The organism is Bradyrhizobium sp. DOA1, from assembly GCF_001593325.1.
GTDB lineage: Bacteria > Pseudomonadota > Alphaproteobacteria > Rhizobiales > Xanthobacteraceae > Bradyrhizobium.
The window spans coordinates 1,138,927-1,151,665 of the sequence record NZ_JXJM01000001.1; the positions used below are offsets into that span (position 1 = coordinate 1,138,927).

At 63.4% G+C, this 12,739-nt stretch carries 12 protein-coding genes, 1 tRNA gene and 1 pseudogene; 6 read left to right on the forward strand and 8 right to left on the reverse strand.

Annotation, left to right across the window (positions count from 1 at the left end):
* On the forward strand, positions 1–433 hold a 433-nt coding region (locus tag SE91_RS05335), incomplete at its 5' end, for a DUF3833 family protein (RefSeq protein WP_063921285.1).
* A 275-nt stretch (positions 434–708) separates the two neighbouring features.
* Here the strand turns inward: SE91_RS05335 and SE91_RS05340 are convergent.
* The 4 genes from SE91_RS05340 to SE91_RS05355 form a co-directional block, all read right to left on the reverse strand.
* Positions 709–1,335: a hypothetical protein gene (locus tag SE91_RS05340; protein WP_061846839.1), complete on the reverse strand. Its 627-nt coding sequence runs from the start codon at positions 1,333–1,335 to the stop codon at positions 709–711.
* A complete protein-coding gene (locus SE91_RS05345) occupies positions 1,335–2,525 on the reverse strand; it encodes an AAA family ATPase (protein ID WP_061846840.1) in 1,191 nt (396 codons plus the stop codon). The genes SE91_RS05340 and SE91_RS05345 overlap by 1 nt, the downstream gene beginning before the upstream one ends.
* A gap of 235 nt (positions 2,526–2,760) precedes the next feature.
* Positions 2,761–2,836 (reverse strand) — tRNA-Ile (locus SE91_RS05350).
* 396 nt (positions 2,837–3,232) lie between these two features.
* Positions 3,233–4,207, reverse strand: coding sequence for a Bug family tripartite tricarboxylate transporter substrate binding protein (locus SE91_RS05355; protein ID WP_061850979.1), 975 nt, complete (start codon positions 4,205–4,207; stop codon positions 3,233–3,235).
* A gap of 106 nt (positions 4,208–4,313) precedes the next feature.
* On the opposite strand from SE91_RS05355, the gene SE91_RS05360 reads away from it, so the two are divergent.
* On the forward strand, positions 4,314–5,276 hold the full coding sequence (locus tag SE91_RS05360) for a TAXI family TRAP transporter solute-binding subunit (protein ID WP_061846841.1): 963 nt from the start codon (positions 4,314–4,316) through the stop codon (positions 5,274–5,276).
* A gap of 64 nt (positions 5,277–5,340) precedes the next feature.
* On the opposite strand, the gene SE91_RS05365 is transcribed toward SE91_RS05360, so the two are convergent.
* Both SE91_RS05365 and SE91_RS05370 read right to left on the reverse strand, forming a co-directional pair.
* Positions 5,341–6,555, reverse strand: a complete 1,215-nt coding sequence (locus SE91_RS05365) for an ABC transporter substrate-binding protein (RefSeq protein WP_060736852.1) — start codon at positions 6,553–6,555, stop codon at positions 5,341–5,343.
* Between the two features lie 96 nt (positions 6,556–6,651).
* A pseudogene (locus SE91_RS05370) lies at positions 6,652–7,540 on the reverse strand (substrate-binding domain-containing protein).
* Positions 7,541–7,813: 273 nt separating this feature from the next.
* Between SE91_RS05370 and SE91_RS05375 the strand changes: the two are divergent.
* Genes SE91_RS05375 through SE91_RS05385 form a run of 3 tightly spaced genes read left to right on the forward strand, consistent with a single transcriptional unit; the run spans position 7,814 to position 11,771 of the window.
* Positions 7,814–8,647 carry an ABC transporter substrate-binding protein gene (locus tag SE91_RS05375; RefSeq protein ID WP_060737895.1) on the forward strand — a complete coding sequence of 278 codons (834 nt, stop codon included), beginning with the start codon at positions 7,814–7,816 and terminating at the stop codon, positions 8,645–8,647.
* Positions 8,648–8,701: 54 nt separating this feature from the next.
* Complete coding sequence (locus SE91_RS05380) at positions 8,702–9,808, forward strand: molybdopterin-binding protein (protein WP_060736850.1); 1,107 nt, start codon at positions 8,702–8,704, stop codon at positions 9,806–9,808.
* Between the two features lie 13 nt (positions 9,809–9,821).
* The gene (locus SE91_RS05385; RefSeq protein WP_060737894.1) at positions 9,822–11,771 is read left to right on the forward strand and encodes a molybdopterin biosynthesis protein; all 1,950 of its coding nucleotides are present in this window, start codon (positions 9,822–9,824) and stop codon (positions 11,769–11,771) included.
* Positions 11,772–11,816: 45 nt separating this feature from the next.
* On the opposite strand, the gene SE91_RS05390 is transcribed toward SE91_RS05385, so the two are convergent.
* Complete coding sequence (locus SE91_RS05390; RefSeq protein ID WP_060736849.1) at positions 11,817–12,047, reverse strand: hypothetical protein; 231 nt, start codon at positions 12,045–12,047, stop codon at positions 11,817–11,819.
* 111 nt (positions 12,048–12,158) lie between these two features.
* Here SE91_RS05390 and SE91_RS05395 point away from each other — a divergent pair, with 111 nt between their 5' ends.
* Positions 12,159–12,458, forward strand: coding sequence for a hypothetical protein (locus SE91_RS05395; RefSeq protein WP_060736848.1), 300 nt, complete (start codon positions 12,159–12,161; stop codon positions 12,456–12,458).
* A gap of 5 nt (positions 12,459–12,463) precedes the next feature.
* Here SE91_RS05395 and SE91_RS05400 read toward each other — a convergent pair.
* Positions 12,464–12,739: glycosyltransferase family protein (locus SE91_RS05400; protein WP_502687127.1), on the reverse strand; the 276-nt coding region annotated here is incomplete at its 5' end.

Genomic DNA, 12,739 nt, shown 5'->3' on the forward strand with positions numbered 1-12,739 from the left:
GATGGTCGAGAGCCTCGTCGGCGGGCTTCTGAAGCGCGCGTCGATCACGGCTCATGGCGAGCTGGACGCGGACACCGACACCGTCGTGCTGACCGAAACCTATACCTTCGATGACGGCCACAGCGACACGTTGCGCTGGACGATTCACAAGCTAAGCGAAGGCCGATACACCGGCCACGAAAACCGCCTGGAAGGCGAAGCCACCGGCGAGCAGGCCGGTTGCGCCTTCCATTGGACCTACACGCGCGACACGCCCCAGGGCGATGGCAAGTCGTTCAAGCTGAACTTCGATGACTGGTTCTATGCGATCGACGATCGCGCCTGCATCATTCGCGGCAGCGCCGGGCGTGCAGGCATCCCGTTCGCGACGGCGCATGTGACTTATCGGAAGGTTAAGGTTTGGGCGTGGCACAAACTCATGCGTGAGCAGTGATGGGTCATGGCGTTTAGGCTTCTTTGCCGATGCGACAACTCGCAAGTTGCGGAATGGATTTTGGTTGGTCCCGGCAGGCGTCCACCATCGTCGCAAAGTCTTGATTTTTGAAGAGCTGTGGCAGGAAGGGAAAACACAATATCTCACCTACTGAGCCCACTTTGGCGACTATGCGTGGAATAGCTACTTATTGCGAAAGAGCCCACTCCCACTGAGCTGTGTTACTCGTCCGGCGTGGCATTATGCATTGGCGGTATTCTCTTTCCCTAGCGTAGCTAGTCTGCCAATAAACACGCCGAGACTGTGTTTCCTATCTTTGATAGCCAACAATTCCTTGCGCCTAATTTTCTTAGAAAATTGTTGGTACGCCTTGGCCTCTTTTGTAAGGGGGGGTGGTCCGCCTTTGCTAGAAGCCGATTTAGGCGATTGATGCTGTTTTTGGGCTCGTTGCGTTTGAAGAAATACAACAACAACCAGCTCTCCATTGTATGAACCGATATGGCGAACAACAAGCGCTCAGTGTGCGCTTTGTAGATATCATTTCCAATACGTGCAGCAACGATCTCAATCGCATCAGCTATTAGGTGATCGTATGATCGCTCATTTCCTTGCTCAGTGAGCCGAAGTCCAAAGTTGGGATGATCGCCTTCGTCGGTATCCAAATGGATGACGACATAGTCGTTACTGGCGAGAGCGTCTGCCACACGCTCCTCGCAGTATTCAAGAACGAGTTCCCAGCCGCCGTGTGGGGCGTTCGTTGCGCTGTCAGTCGCGTCACGTAGTGGCTGCAAGGGATTGATGTCCAGATCTTCCTCGAATATCTCCGAGCAAATCTGAAGAATCATTCGCTCTAAAATTATCTGATCGGTGATCCCTTCAGAAATCAAAGCAAACGTCGTCATCAAAATCCCTTTGGAAGTCCACCCAAGGCGCCGCTTACGAACAGATCGGAGAGCCTTCTTGGTTTGTCGCTTGAGGGCTTTTTTTCAAAGCGTCGGACTCGTGTCTCTCCACGTTGTCCACGAGAAATCACAAACAGTCGATGTTCGGGGTCATTCAGATCGAGGCCATCAAGTATCGCGGGGTTATGAGTCGTGAAAATAACTTGCTTGTCGTGTTCTTTGGCTAGCTTCGTCAAGCGTCGCATCAGCATTTCGCAAAGCTTGGGATTGAGTGATGTATCCACATTGTCTACAGCGAAGAAACGAGGCGTAAGCTTGCTCGTGAAAAGCGTCACATAAAAAGCAAGAAACAGAAACCCTTCGTTGGCGCTGCGCTGATCAAAATCAGTCAAAGCATGTACGAAGCGATCAACGATCATCATGCGGTCATCAGAGGTGCCTTTTACTATTTTGAGATCTTTGAACCAGCCAAACAGCTTCAATGATTCTTTGATCTGCCTTATCGTTGTTTTGTTCCTGGCTCTCGATGTAACGCGCAGCAACTTCATCAGCCCTTCGCCGCTGATCCCAAGGGGTTGAATCTGTCCCTCGCGCTCAAAAGTGCGCAGCGCTGAATTCTCCGGTGAATAGATAATGAAATCCTCTAGGCCCGCCGTATCAAACTTGGGTGGAGCTACACCCTCCGGCACCGAAAACTTTAGCGTGACTAATTCGCGCTTCTTTGGGGTCAAATCTGCTGCCGATCTCAAATTTTCAATAAGTTTCTTGCGCTCGTCGTCGTTTGGGAGCGCAGCTAAGAGCTCTCTGAGCCAAGTTACCATCGGCTCAAGATTTCTCCGAGGGTGATTTTTCACCGATTTCTGCCAAGAAGAGTACGGTTTGTTATCGTTCTGTAGTTCGTAAACAATTTCCGCTCCATCAAGTATCTGGGCAGAAAGTTTGATCGGGGCACTCGCAGTCTTCGCTTTGAATGCCGACCGCATGACGAGCGGGCCAGTAACGCGAATGCCACGGGAGGAAAGGAATTCATTGTCAAGCTTGTTGGCTGCCGCTGCTCCCGCCAGCGCAATTGCTTCCAAGATATTGCTCTTGCCTGCACCATTCTCGCCGATGAAGACGTTAGTTCGTCCCAGGGAGAGCGAGAGCTTTTCTATGGATTTGTAGTTTTCGATCGTTATAGCTTCGAGCACGGGTCCGCCTATTAGCAAGTGGATACATCGGCCTACCACTACTTACCGCCCAAGAACAATCATTCGAGCTGCCGTCTCATGTCTGAGCTCCCGCAGCGAAAACGCGAGTTTTCGCGCGCATATCTGTCCAGTTGCTAATTCCCCCCGTCCGCGTGAGGGTTCCTGCTAATGCTAAGACAGTTCGGGTTCAGACTTCAGGCTCCCGACCCCCGACGTGAATCCTAAGGGATGCCTTTGGTGGGCCCGGCAGGACTCGAACCTGCAACCAGACCGTTATGAGCGGCCGGCTCTAACCATTGAGCTACAGGCCCCGCCGCGAGGCGGCCGCTTATGGGCGGCCGGCAACGGTGCGCGGTTCGTTTACAGGGCCTGAGGCGGGGGTGCAATCCTCAAGCGTTTTCAAGGAGGAAGGGTCCTCGTTGACGTTCCGAAGGCGCTTCGCATGGAGGGCGCTGATCGAGGCGGAACGCCGGGGCTGCGCGGAAACGCGCGGCTCCGCGGGTGAGTACAGGATTTCGGAATAATGGCATTATGCCACTGGTTTGCCCGACGAGTCAAAGCGCCAAACGCGCCTCTCGGGGTGCCCGTTGAGGCGTTTTGCTAACCCCCTGTGATTGCTCAGGTCTTCTACTGTGCATGGGGTTGTTTTCGCCCCTTGCTGCGAGAGGGCCTGTTGGCCCCCTCGAATTTTGGGCATGCGGCGGCGCCTAGTCCACGGAGACGCCGGCGAACTCGACCACCTTGCGCCACTTCTCGGTCTCGCCGGCGACAAGCTTCCCGAACTCGGCGGGCGTCATCGCCTTGGGAAGGCCGCCGACTTCGGTGAGCTTGGCCACCAGCTTGGGGTCCTTCAGCGCTTCGCCGACGGCCTTGTTGAGGGTCTCGATCACCTCGGGCGGCGTGCCCTTCGGCGCGGAGATGCCGTAGAAGCCGACCGATTCGAAGCCCGGCACGGTCTCGGCGATCGCAGGCACGTCGGGCACGCTGGGCCAGCGCTGCGGCGAGGTCACGCCCAGTGCGCGGACATTGCCGCCCTTCACCTGTTCCAGCGCGGAGGGCAGATTGTCGAAGATCAGCTGCACCTTGTTGGAGATGATGTCGGGGAAGGCGATGGCCGAGCCGCGATAGGGCACATGCACCATGTCGCACTTCGTCATCACCTTGAACAGCTCGGCCGACATGTGCACCGAGGTGCCGTTGCCGGAGGAGGCGTAGGAGATCTTGCCGGGGTTGGCCTTGCAATAGTCGACGAACTCCTGAACCGTCTTCGCCGGGAACGCGTTGGAGACGACCAGCATGTTGGTGAGCTGCATGATGCTGGCCACCGGCACGGTGTCACGCAGGAAGTCGAACGGCAGCTTCTTGTAGAGCGAGGTCGAGATCGCGTTGTTGGGCGCGACGAACAGCAGCGTGTAGCCGTCCGGCGGGGCGTTGATCGCGGCCGCCGCCGCGATGTTGCCGCCGGAGCCGGTGCGGTTCTCGACGATGACCTGCTGGCCGAGCTTGTCCGACAGCCACTGCGCCATGATCCGCGCCACGATGTCGACCGGGCCGCCGGCGGCAAAGCCGATCAGCCAGTGCACGGGGCGGTCGGGATAAGCGGCGGAGGCGGGAGAGGTGTTGCTGAAAAGTGATGCAAGAATGACGAGCCCGAAAACACCCCGACGCAAAATTCGCAACATGACGTCTCCCATTGTTCTATTGTCGTTGCGGGGCATGCTTTCACAAAATCGGTCGGCTGCCTACATCGCCGCAAGTCGGTGTTGACGCAGTCCGTCAGGGACCATCATGAGATTCGCGATACTCGTTCTCGCAGCCGTGCTGCTCGCCGGCCCCGCCGCTGCTCAAACCGGAGGCAACGCCATTCCGACCACGACAATCAGTTTGGGCACTGCCACGCCCGGCGGCGGCTTTCCGCTCTACGGCAACGCCTTCGCCGAGGTGATGAACGCGGCCGATCCGCAATTGTCCATCGCGCCCCGCAACACCAAGGGCAGCAACGAGAACATTCCGCTCTTGGAGAAGGGCGAGCTCGATCTCGCGCTGGTCGCGGGCGAGCCGGCCTATGAAGCCTTCGCCGGCATCGGCCGCGCGCCCGTGCGGCTGAAGATCCTCACCGCGATCTATTCCAACCCCGGCATGTTCGTGGTGCGCGCGGACAGTCCCTACAAGACCATCCGCGATCTCGTCGGCCAGCCGGTTGCGTTCGGAGCGAAAGGCTCGGGCCTGCCGATCCTGGCGCGCTACGTGCTGGATGGCCTCGGGCTCAAGCAGGACGAGGACTTCAAAGCGGTCTATCTCGACCGCGCCGGCGACGGCCCCGCCATGGTCGAGGACGGCCGCGTCGCCGCGCTGTGGGGCGCCGGCATCGGCTGGCCCGGCTTTGCCGCGGTCGCCTCGAGCCCGTCAGGCGCGCGCTTCATCGCGCCTGATGTCGAAGAGATGACACGCATCCGCGCCAGGCACCCGTTCCTCAAGCCGCTGCTGGTGCCGGCGAACAGCTATCCCACCCAGACCGCGCCGATCGCCTCGCTCGGCTCTTGGAGCTTTGTCCTCACCCGCGAGGATCTGCCCGACGACGTCGCCTATCGCCTCGCCAGGACGCTGCACGGTGTCGAAGCGACGTTCTGCAAGAAGCTCCCGCAGGCCTGCGAGACGACCGCGTCGAACACGATCGCGGCCGCGCCGAAGCCGGAGCTGATCCATCCCGGCGTGATGAAATATTTCCGCGAGATCGGCGTGGTGAAATAGCGAATGGCGAGTTGCGAATGGCGGCCTCGTCCATTCGCCACTCCCTATTCGCCACTCGCCACCCTCACTTCTTCACCAGCGGACAGGCCGGGTCCGGCGGGCCGAACGCCTTGTCGCCGGAGATGGTCGTGAGGATCTTGTAATAGTCCCACGGATATTTGCTCTCCTCCGGCGTCTTCACCTGCACCAGCCAGAGGTCGTGCACCATCAGATTGTCCTCGCGCAGCTTGCCGTTGCGGGAAAAGAAATCCTCGATCGGCTTCTCGCGCATCTTGGCGGCGACCTTGAGCGGATCGTCGGTGCCGGTCTCCTTGATGGCGTTGAGATAGTGCATCACGCTGGAATAGACGCCGGCCTGCCACATCGACGGCATCTTGTTCATCTTGGCGAAATAGCGCTTCGACCATTCGCGGGTCTTGTCGTCCATGTCCCAATAGAACGACGTGGTCAGGAGCAGGCCTTGGGCGGCCTGCAGACCGAGGCCGTGGATGTCGGTGATCAGCGCCAGCAGCGCTGCCATCTGCTGGCCGCCCTTGAACACGCCGAACTCCGAGCCGGTCTTGATCTCGTTCATGTTGTTGGGGGGGCCGGCGGCAATGCCGATGATCTTGGCCTTGGAGGCCTGCGCCTGCAGCACGAAGGAGGAGAGGTCCGGCGTCGCCAGCGGCGGCCGCACCGAGCCCAGCACCTTGCCGCCATTGGCGGTGACGACGGCTGATGCGTCGCGCTCCAGCGAATGGCCGAAGGCGTAGTCGTCGGTGATGAAGAACCAGCTATCGCCGCCGCGCTTGACCACGGCATCCGCGGTGCCGACCGCGAGCGCGCGGGTGTCGAACACCCATTGAATTGCGTAAGGCGAGCAGAACTTGCCGTGGAAGTCCGCGGTGCCGGTGGAGTGGGTGATGAACAGCCGCTTCTTCTCGTTGGCGACGTTCTGCACCGCGAGCCCGACCGCGGAGACCGGCACGTCGACGATCAGGTCGACCTGGTCGACGTCGTACCAGCGCCGCGCGATGGTGCCGCCGATGTCGGCCTTGAGCTGGTGGTCGCCGATCACGATGCTGATCGGCTTGCCGAGCACCTTGCCGCCGAAATCGTCGATCGCCATCTGCGCCGCCGTCACCGAGCCCTGGCCGGTCGGCGCCGAGGCCGGACCGTTCATGTCTGTGAGCACGCCGATCTTGACGACGTCGTCGGACAGCTGCGCCGACGCCGCACCGGACAGCAGCGCCGCCGCCAAGGCGGCCGCGACCGGCACTCCAAATCTGATTGGGTTCACGCTCTCCTCCCTCGATCCGGCTCGTTGGCCGGTGTTGCCCGGGTGTGCCCGGCTGAATTGGTTTCTTTTGCAACTATTTGGGGGCAGGCGTCAATGTCAGGCCGCGAAGCGGATCTGTCCGGCCGGGGAGGGGTCGTAGCCGGTCAGTTCCTCCGCGCGCTGGCGCAGCCGCCTGTCGCCGAGCAGGCGGAGCAGGGCCTGCGGGGCGGAAATAGCTGCGCTGCCGCATCGCGAGGTCGAAGTTCTCCCAGACCAGCGGTACGAAATCGAGCCCGGCGGAGCGCGCCGCCGCGCGCGTCGCGATGCCGCAATCGGCCTGGCCGGCGCGGACCAGTTCGGCGAGGTCCGGGCCGGTGAGAGCCGGCGTCTCGACGCGGCGCAGATCCCGGGTCGAGGCGCCCGCGCGCTTGAGCAGCACGTCGAGCAGCATCTGCGCGCCTGTGCCTTGTTGTCGCATCGCCATCCTGGCGCCGAGCGCGAGCACGTCGGACAGGCCGTGCAGGTGCTTGGGATTGCCTGGCGGCAGCACCAGGCCCTGCTCGCGGCGCACGAATGCGACCAGCACCGCATCATGCAAATCGGGCGCTGCCCGCAGCGCTTCGATGCTGGTATCGCCGGCGAGACTGCCTTCGGCGTCCAGGGCATGGAAGTGCACCGCCGCCGCCATCACCTCGTTGCGCTGTAGCCGCTCGAGCCCGCGCGCGCTGCCCTCGCTCATCGATCCCAGGCCCGAGCCGGATTCGCGCAGGCTCCAATCCAGAAGCTCGTCCTGGCTGCCGCCGACGACCGGCGGCGGCTCGGCGATCAGCATGCCGGCCGGACGTGCCAAGCCCGACAACACCCAGAGATCGAGCTCGTGCCGCGGGAAGAGCCACTTCCCGGTCACCTTGGTGCAGGGGATCGCGCCGGTGGTGACGAGCTCGTAGAGCTTGCGTTCGCCGAGCCGAAGATAGTCGGCGGCTTCGCTGGTCGTCAGGAATTCCATCCTGCATTCCTATGCAAATTCTTGCTTCTTTTTGACGTTCGACGCAGGTGGAATTCTGCATTTCAATTCGTGTCCGCGGGAAACCATGCCCGATCATCTCGCTGCTTTGCAACACATCCTCGCACGCGCTTCCTGCTTTGGTGAACGATCCACAGCGCGCTTTCTTCTTGCCGAAATTTCCCGAGCAGGACGCGCACGGGACGCAGGATGCGTCACGAGTGCGGCGCAATCGGTCGCCATCATGATCGCGCCTCGTCCAATGGGAACCCGATCATGGCCCTCCGCCGCCTCGCCGTTGCATTCGCGCTTCTCTGCGGCCTCGCCGCGAGCGTTACGGCATCGTCCGCGGAGGACCGCGGCATCGTCCTCGTGACGACGACAGCGACGCAGGAGTCCGGCCTGCTCGACTATCTGCTCCCGACCTTCCGCGCCAAGACCGGCATCGACGTGACGGTGATCGCGCGGCGCGCCGACGAGGTGCTCGACGGCGCGCGCAGGGGCGAGGTCGACGTCGTGCTGATGCATGCGCGACCGCAGGAGGAGAAATTCGTCGCCGACGGCTTTGGCGTGAAGCGCCTCGACGTGATGTACAACGATTATGTGCTGATCGGCCCGAAGAGCGATCCTGCGGGCGTGAAGGGCAAGGACATCGCGACCGCGCTGAAGACGATCGAAGGCAAAGGTGCGCCGTTCGTGACGCGCGGTGACCGCTCGGGCACCCATGCCGCCGAGCTCGCGCTCTGGATCGTCGCCGGCATCGACATCGCGAGCGCCAAGGGCGCCTGGTATCGCGTGGCCGGGACCGGCATGACGTCGGCCCTCGACGCCGCGCGCGCGGCGAACGCCTATGTGTTGTCGGACCGCGGCAGCTGGATCTCGTTCAGGGAGCGCGGCGATCTCGATATCGTCGTCGAAGGCGACAGGCGGCTGCTCAACCAGTATGGCGTGATGCTGGTGAACCCCGAAAAGTTTCCGAACGTGAAGAAGGATCTCGCGCAGACCTTCATCGACTGGCTGACCTCGCCGGAAGGGCAGACGGCGATCGCCGACTACAAGCTCGACGGCCAGCAATTGTTCTTCCCCAATTCGGACCGGTCGGGCGGCTGAGGCCGGCTTCGCCGGCGGTTGCCAAAGCGGGCGATGCATGGTCCATCATGGCGCATGACCCAGCGCCTGCCGCCCTCGCTCACGCCGCTCGACACCGCGCTCGCCGCGATGTTGCGCGGCGTTGATCCCGTCGCGGCCGCGGAATTGCCGCTGACCGAAGCCATCGGTTGCATCGCGGCGGGCACGCCGCTGCTTGCGGCTTGTCCGCCTCGCGACGTCGCCGCCGCTGACGGCTGGGCGCTGTCCGCCAATGATCTCGTCGGTGCGTCCGCTTACGCGCCGCTGCCGCTCGCGATGGCCCCTGCATGGGTCGATATCGGTGACGCGATGCCGGAAGGATGCGACTGCGTGCTCGATGCCGGTGCTGTCGAGCTGTCGGGTCCGCTGGCCCAGGTGCTGGCAGAGGCCGTGCCGGGGCAGGGCGTCAGGCGTGCCGGCAGCGATGTTGCTGCGCACACGCCTGCCGCAGCCGAGGGGTACCCGGTCGGTACGGCTGATGTTCTGATCGCGCGCGTCGCGGGCCTTGAGACACTCGGCGTAAGGCGGCCGCGGCTGCGCATCGTCATTGTGCCCGGTGCAGCGGCATCGGCGCAGATGATCGCCGACATCTCGCGCGCAGCCGGACTGGATGTGAAGATGCATGAGGCCGGCGCACGCGATGAAGCGTCGATTGCCGATGCGCTCGATGCCTCCTCCTGCGATGTCCTGCTGACGATCGGCGGCAGCGGCGTCGGCCGCCGCGACGCAGCCGTCACGGCACTGGCCCGGCGTGGCCAAGTGCTCGCTCATGGCCTTGCGCTCCAGCCCGGACGCACCGCCGCGGTCGCGCGGCTCGGACGGGTGCCCGTGGTCGCCTTGCCCGGCTCGCCCGATCATGCGCTTGCGGCCTGGCTCGCGCTCGTGCCTCCACTCATCGATCGGCTGTCCGCACGGCAGCCGTGCCAGCAGGTGACCCTGCCGCTCGCGCGAAAGATCGCATCCAGTGTCGGCATCGCCGAACTGGCCCTGCTGTCCCGGGAACATGATGCGTGGATGCCGCTTGCCGTGGGTGAATGGCCGCTCCAGGCACTTGCCCGGGCCGATGCATGGCTGCTCGTCCCCGCCAGCCACGAGGGGTATGCGGCTGGCACGCCGGTCGGTGCTTATCTGATGCGGGAATGATATGGGTTCCAGCATGACGATGATTCCGCGATCGCAAGAGCGCAGCGCGCTCGAACAGGAGCAGTTCCTCAAGATCCTGTCGCGCGAGGAGGCGCTGGCGCGCTTCGAGGCTGCGCTGTTTCCGCGGGCGCTTCCGACCGAGCCGCGCAAGCTTGCCGATGCACTCGGTGCGGCGCTCGCCGAAGACGTCACGGCGCCGATCGATGTTCCGCCGTTCGACCGCTCCAATGTCGACGGTTTCGCCGTGCGCTCGGCGGATGTCGCCGCGGCGAGCGAAGGCAACCCGGTTCGCCTGGCGCTGAACGGCGAGACCATCCATTGCGGCACCGCTCCGGCCCTGCAAGTCGCGGTTGGAACCGCAACGGCGATTGCCACCGGCGGTCCGCTGCCGCGCGGCGCCGATGCCGTCGTCATGGTTGAGCACACCCAGCCGGCAGGGTCGGATGCGATCGAGATGCGTCGCGCCATATCTCCGGGGCAATTCGTCTCCTATGCTGGCTCCGATATCGCGCGCGGCGAAGCGCTGCTGCGCGCCGGCACCATCATCGGTTCGCGCGAGATCGGCATGCTGGCCGCCTGCGGCATCGCCGGGGTGACCGTCGCGCGCAAGCCGCGCGTCGCGGTGATCTCGACCGGCGACGAATTGGTGCAGCCCGGCGGGGTGCTCGCGCCCGCCGAGATCTACGACACCAATGGTGCGATCGTCGCGGCGGCGGTCGACGAGAATGGCGGTGAGGCAGTTTTCCTCGGCGCCATCCCCGACGATGAAGCCAAGCTCGAAGCGGCCATGCGCAAGGCGCTGGCCGATGCCGATATGCTGGTGCTGTCGGGTGGCACGTCGAAGGGTGCAGGCGATCTGTCCCACCGCATCATCGGCCGTCTCGGCGCGCCCGGCATCATCGCGCATGGCGTTGCGCTGAAGCCCGGCAAGCCGCTGTGTCTTGCAGTGTGCGACGGCAAGCCGGTGGTGATCCTGCCGGGCTTCCCGACCTCGGCGATGTTCACCTTTAACGACATGATCGTGCCGGTGCTGCGCAGGATGGCCGGACTGTCGCCGCGCTCCGATGCCAAGGTCAACGCAACCGTGCCGGTCCGCATCGCGTCCGAGCTCGGCCGCACCGAATTCGTCATGGTCTCGCTGGTCGAGGGCAAGGACGGCCTGATCGCCTATCCCTCCAGCAAGGGCTCCGGCGCGATCACCTCGTTCGCGCAGGCCGACGGCTTCCTGCGCATCGACGCGCTCGCCGACCAGATGCCGGCGGGGACCGCAGCCGAGGTGACCTTGTTCACGCCGCATGTGCGCGTGCCCGATCTCGTCATCGTCGGCAGCCATTGCACCGGCCTCGATCTGGTCACCGCGAAGCTCGCGCATGCTGGCCTCACCGTGCGCTCGATCGCGGTCGGCAGCCTCGGTGGGCTTGCGGCGGCTCGGCGCGGCGAATGCGATCTCGCGCCGATTCATTTGTTCGACGACAAAAGCGAGACCTACAACACGCCCTATCTCGCCGAAGGTCTCGAACTAGTTCCGGGCTGGCGGCGGATGCAGGGCATCGTGTTCCGCAAAGGCGACAAGCGTTTCGATGGTCTCGGTGCGAAGGAGGCCGTTGCGGCGGCGCTTGCCGATCCCGCCTGCATCATGGTCAACCGCAACCAGGGCGCCGGCACCCGCATCCTGATCGATCGGCTGCTCGGAGGCGCGCGCCCGGAGGGCTATTGGAACCAGCCGCGCTCGCACAATGCGGTGGCGGCGGCCGTCGCCCAGCATCGCGCGGATTGGGGCATGACGATTGCGCCGGTCGCCCATGCGGCCGGCCTCGGTTTCATTCCGCTCGCTGAAGAGCACTATGACTTCGCGTTGGTGAGCGCGCGCAAGGACCGGCCGGCCGTGAGGGCGTTTCTCGACGCACTCGGCTCGAATGAGGCGCGCGCGGCGCTCGCGCGGGCGGGCTTCCGGCCCGCGTAGACAACAGATGATAGCGGCGTTCCAGCCGCGCGAGGTTGTCTACGGCTACGACGCGTGATCGATGCCGCTGGCGGCCTGAGCGTCCCGCTCCTGCTTGCGCTCACGATCCTCGGCCTCGGCAAGCGCTCGGCGTGCTGCCGGCGGTAGAGGTTTCGGATCCGGCGGCACCTCGACGATGTCAGGCTTGCTCAGTTGTCTTGTCCGATCGATCGTCTCGGAAAGGTCGAAGACGAAATCGACGAAATCGAAGATGGTATTCAAGAGAGGGGCGGCCATGGCTTGCGTCCGGGGAATGTCCACAGCTGTGGTCGCTTCCTTTCCCGGTCCGGTTCAAGACGTCATGAACTCAGATAGGGACCGTCGCGACCAAGGAGCATGAGCCAAGTCATGACCGCGTCTACGCCCCTCGATTTCCGCAAGATCGCTGCACTCGTCGCAGCGGCCGGCACGCTGTTCTGGTTCTACACTTTCCATTACATCGCGAATGTCCCGCCCGGGGACGGCAGCGGCTTTCAATGGCTCGCGGTGTTTCCGCTGGGCATGGTCTTCGGGGCGTTCTTCCTGCCGGCCTGGCTGCTGGTCGCGATCGGCCGTTTGCCGCGCTTCACCACGGCCCTCGGCCTTTGCGGCCTGATCGCCTTCGCGATCATCTGGTCGCAGCTCCTCAACGAGTTTCCGAAATCCTGAAATAATTAGGACGCGTCGTCCAGCGTCGCCAGCCGCTCGGCCTCGGCGATGTCTTCGACCGTGTTGGCATTGAAGAACGGATCGAGCGGCTCGGCAGGCCAGGTCACTGTCGCAAGCGGATAGCGTGCGGTCCAGCGGTCGATCTTGCGGAGGTCCTCGACGACCAGGGCGTGACGCAGCTCGTCGCGCAAGGCGACGCGCCACAGGCCGATCACCGGATGCGACTGATCGCCTGAGGCGGCGACCGCGAGCTCTGCGCCCTCGCGCTCGCGCGCTTCATG

Excerpts from the sequence above, each read along its gene's own strand:
- SE91_RS05395 (WP_060736848.1), top strand. The coding sequence starts at position 12,159 with ATGACCGCGTCTACGCCCCTCGATTTCCGCAAGATCGCTGCACTCGTC.
- SE91_RS05355 (WP_061850979.1), bottom strand. The coding sequence starts at position 4,207 with ATGTTGCGAATTTTGCGTCGGGGTGTTTTCGGGCTCGTCATTCTTGCA.
- SE91_RS05380 (WP_060736850.1), top strand. The coding sequence starts at position 8,702 with ATGACCCAGCGCCTGCCGCCCTCGCTCACGCCGCTCGACACCGCGCTC.
- SE91_RS05360 (WP_061846841.1), top strand. The coding sequence starts at position 4,314 with ATGAGATTCGCGATACTCGTTCTCGCAGCCGTGCTGCTCGCCGGCCCC.
- SE91_RS05375 (WP_060737895.1), top strand. The coding sequence starts at position 7,814 with ATGGCCCTCCGCCGCCTCGCCGTTGCATTCGCGCTTCTCTGCGGCCTC.
- SE91_RS05390 (WP_060736849.1), bottom strand. The coding sequence starts at position 12,047 with ATGGCCGCCCCTCTCTTGAATACCATCTTCGATTTCGTCGATTTCGTC.
- SE91_RS05340 (WP_061846839.1), bottom strand. The coding sequence starts at position 1,335 with ATGACGACGTTTGCTTTGATTTCTGAAGGGATCACCGATCAGATAATT.
- SE91_RS05385 (WP_060737894.1), top strand. The coding sequence starts at position 9,822 with ATGACGATGATTCCGCGATCGCAAGAGCGCAGCGCGCTCGAACAGGAG.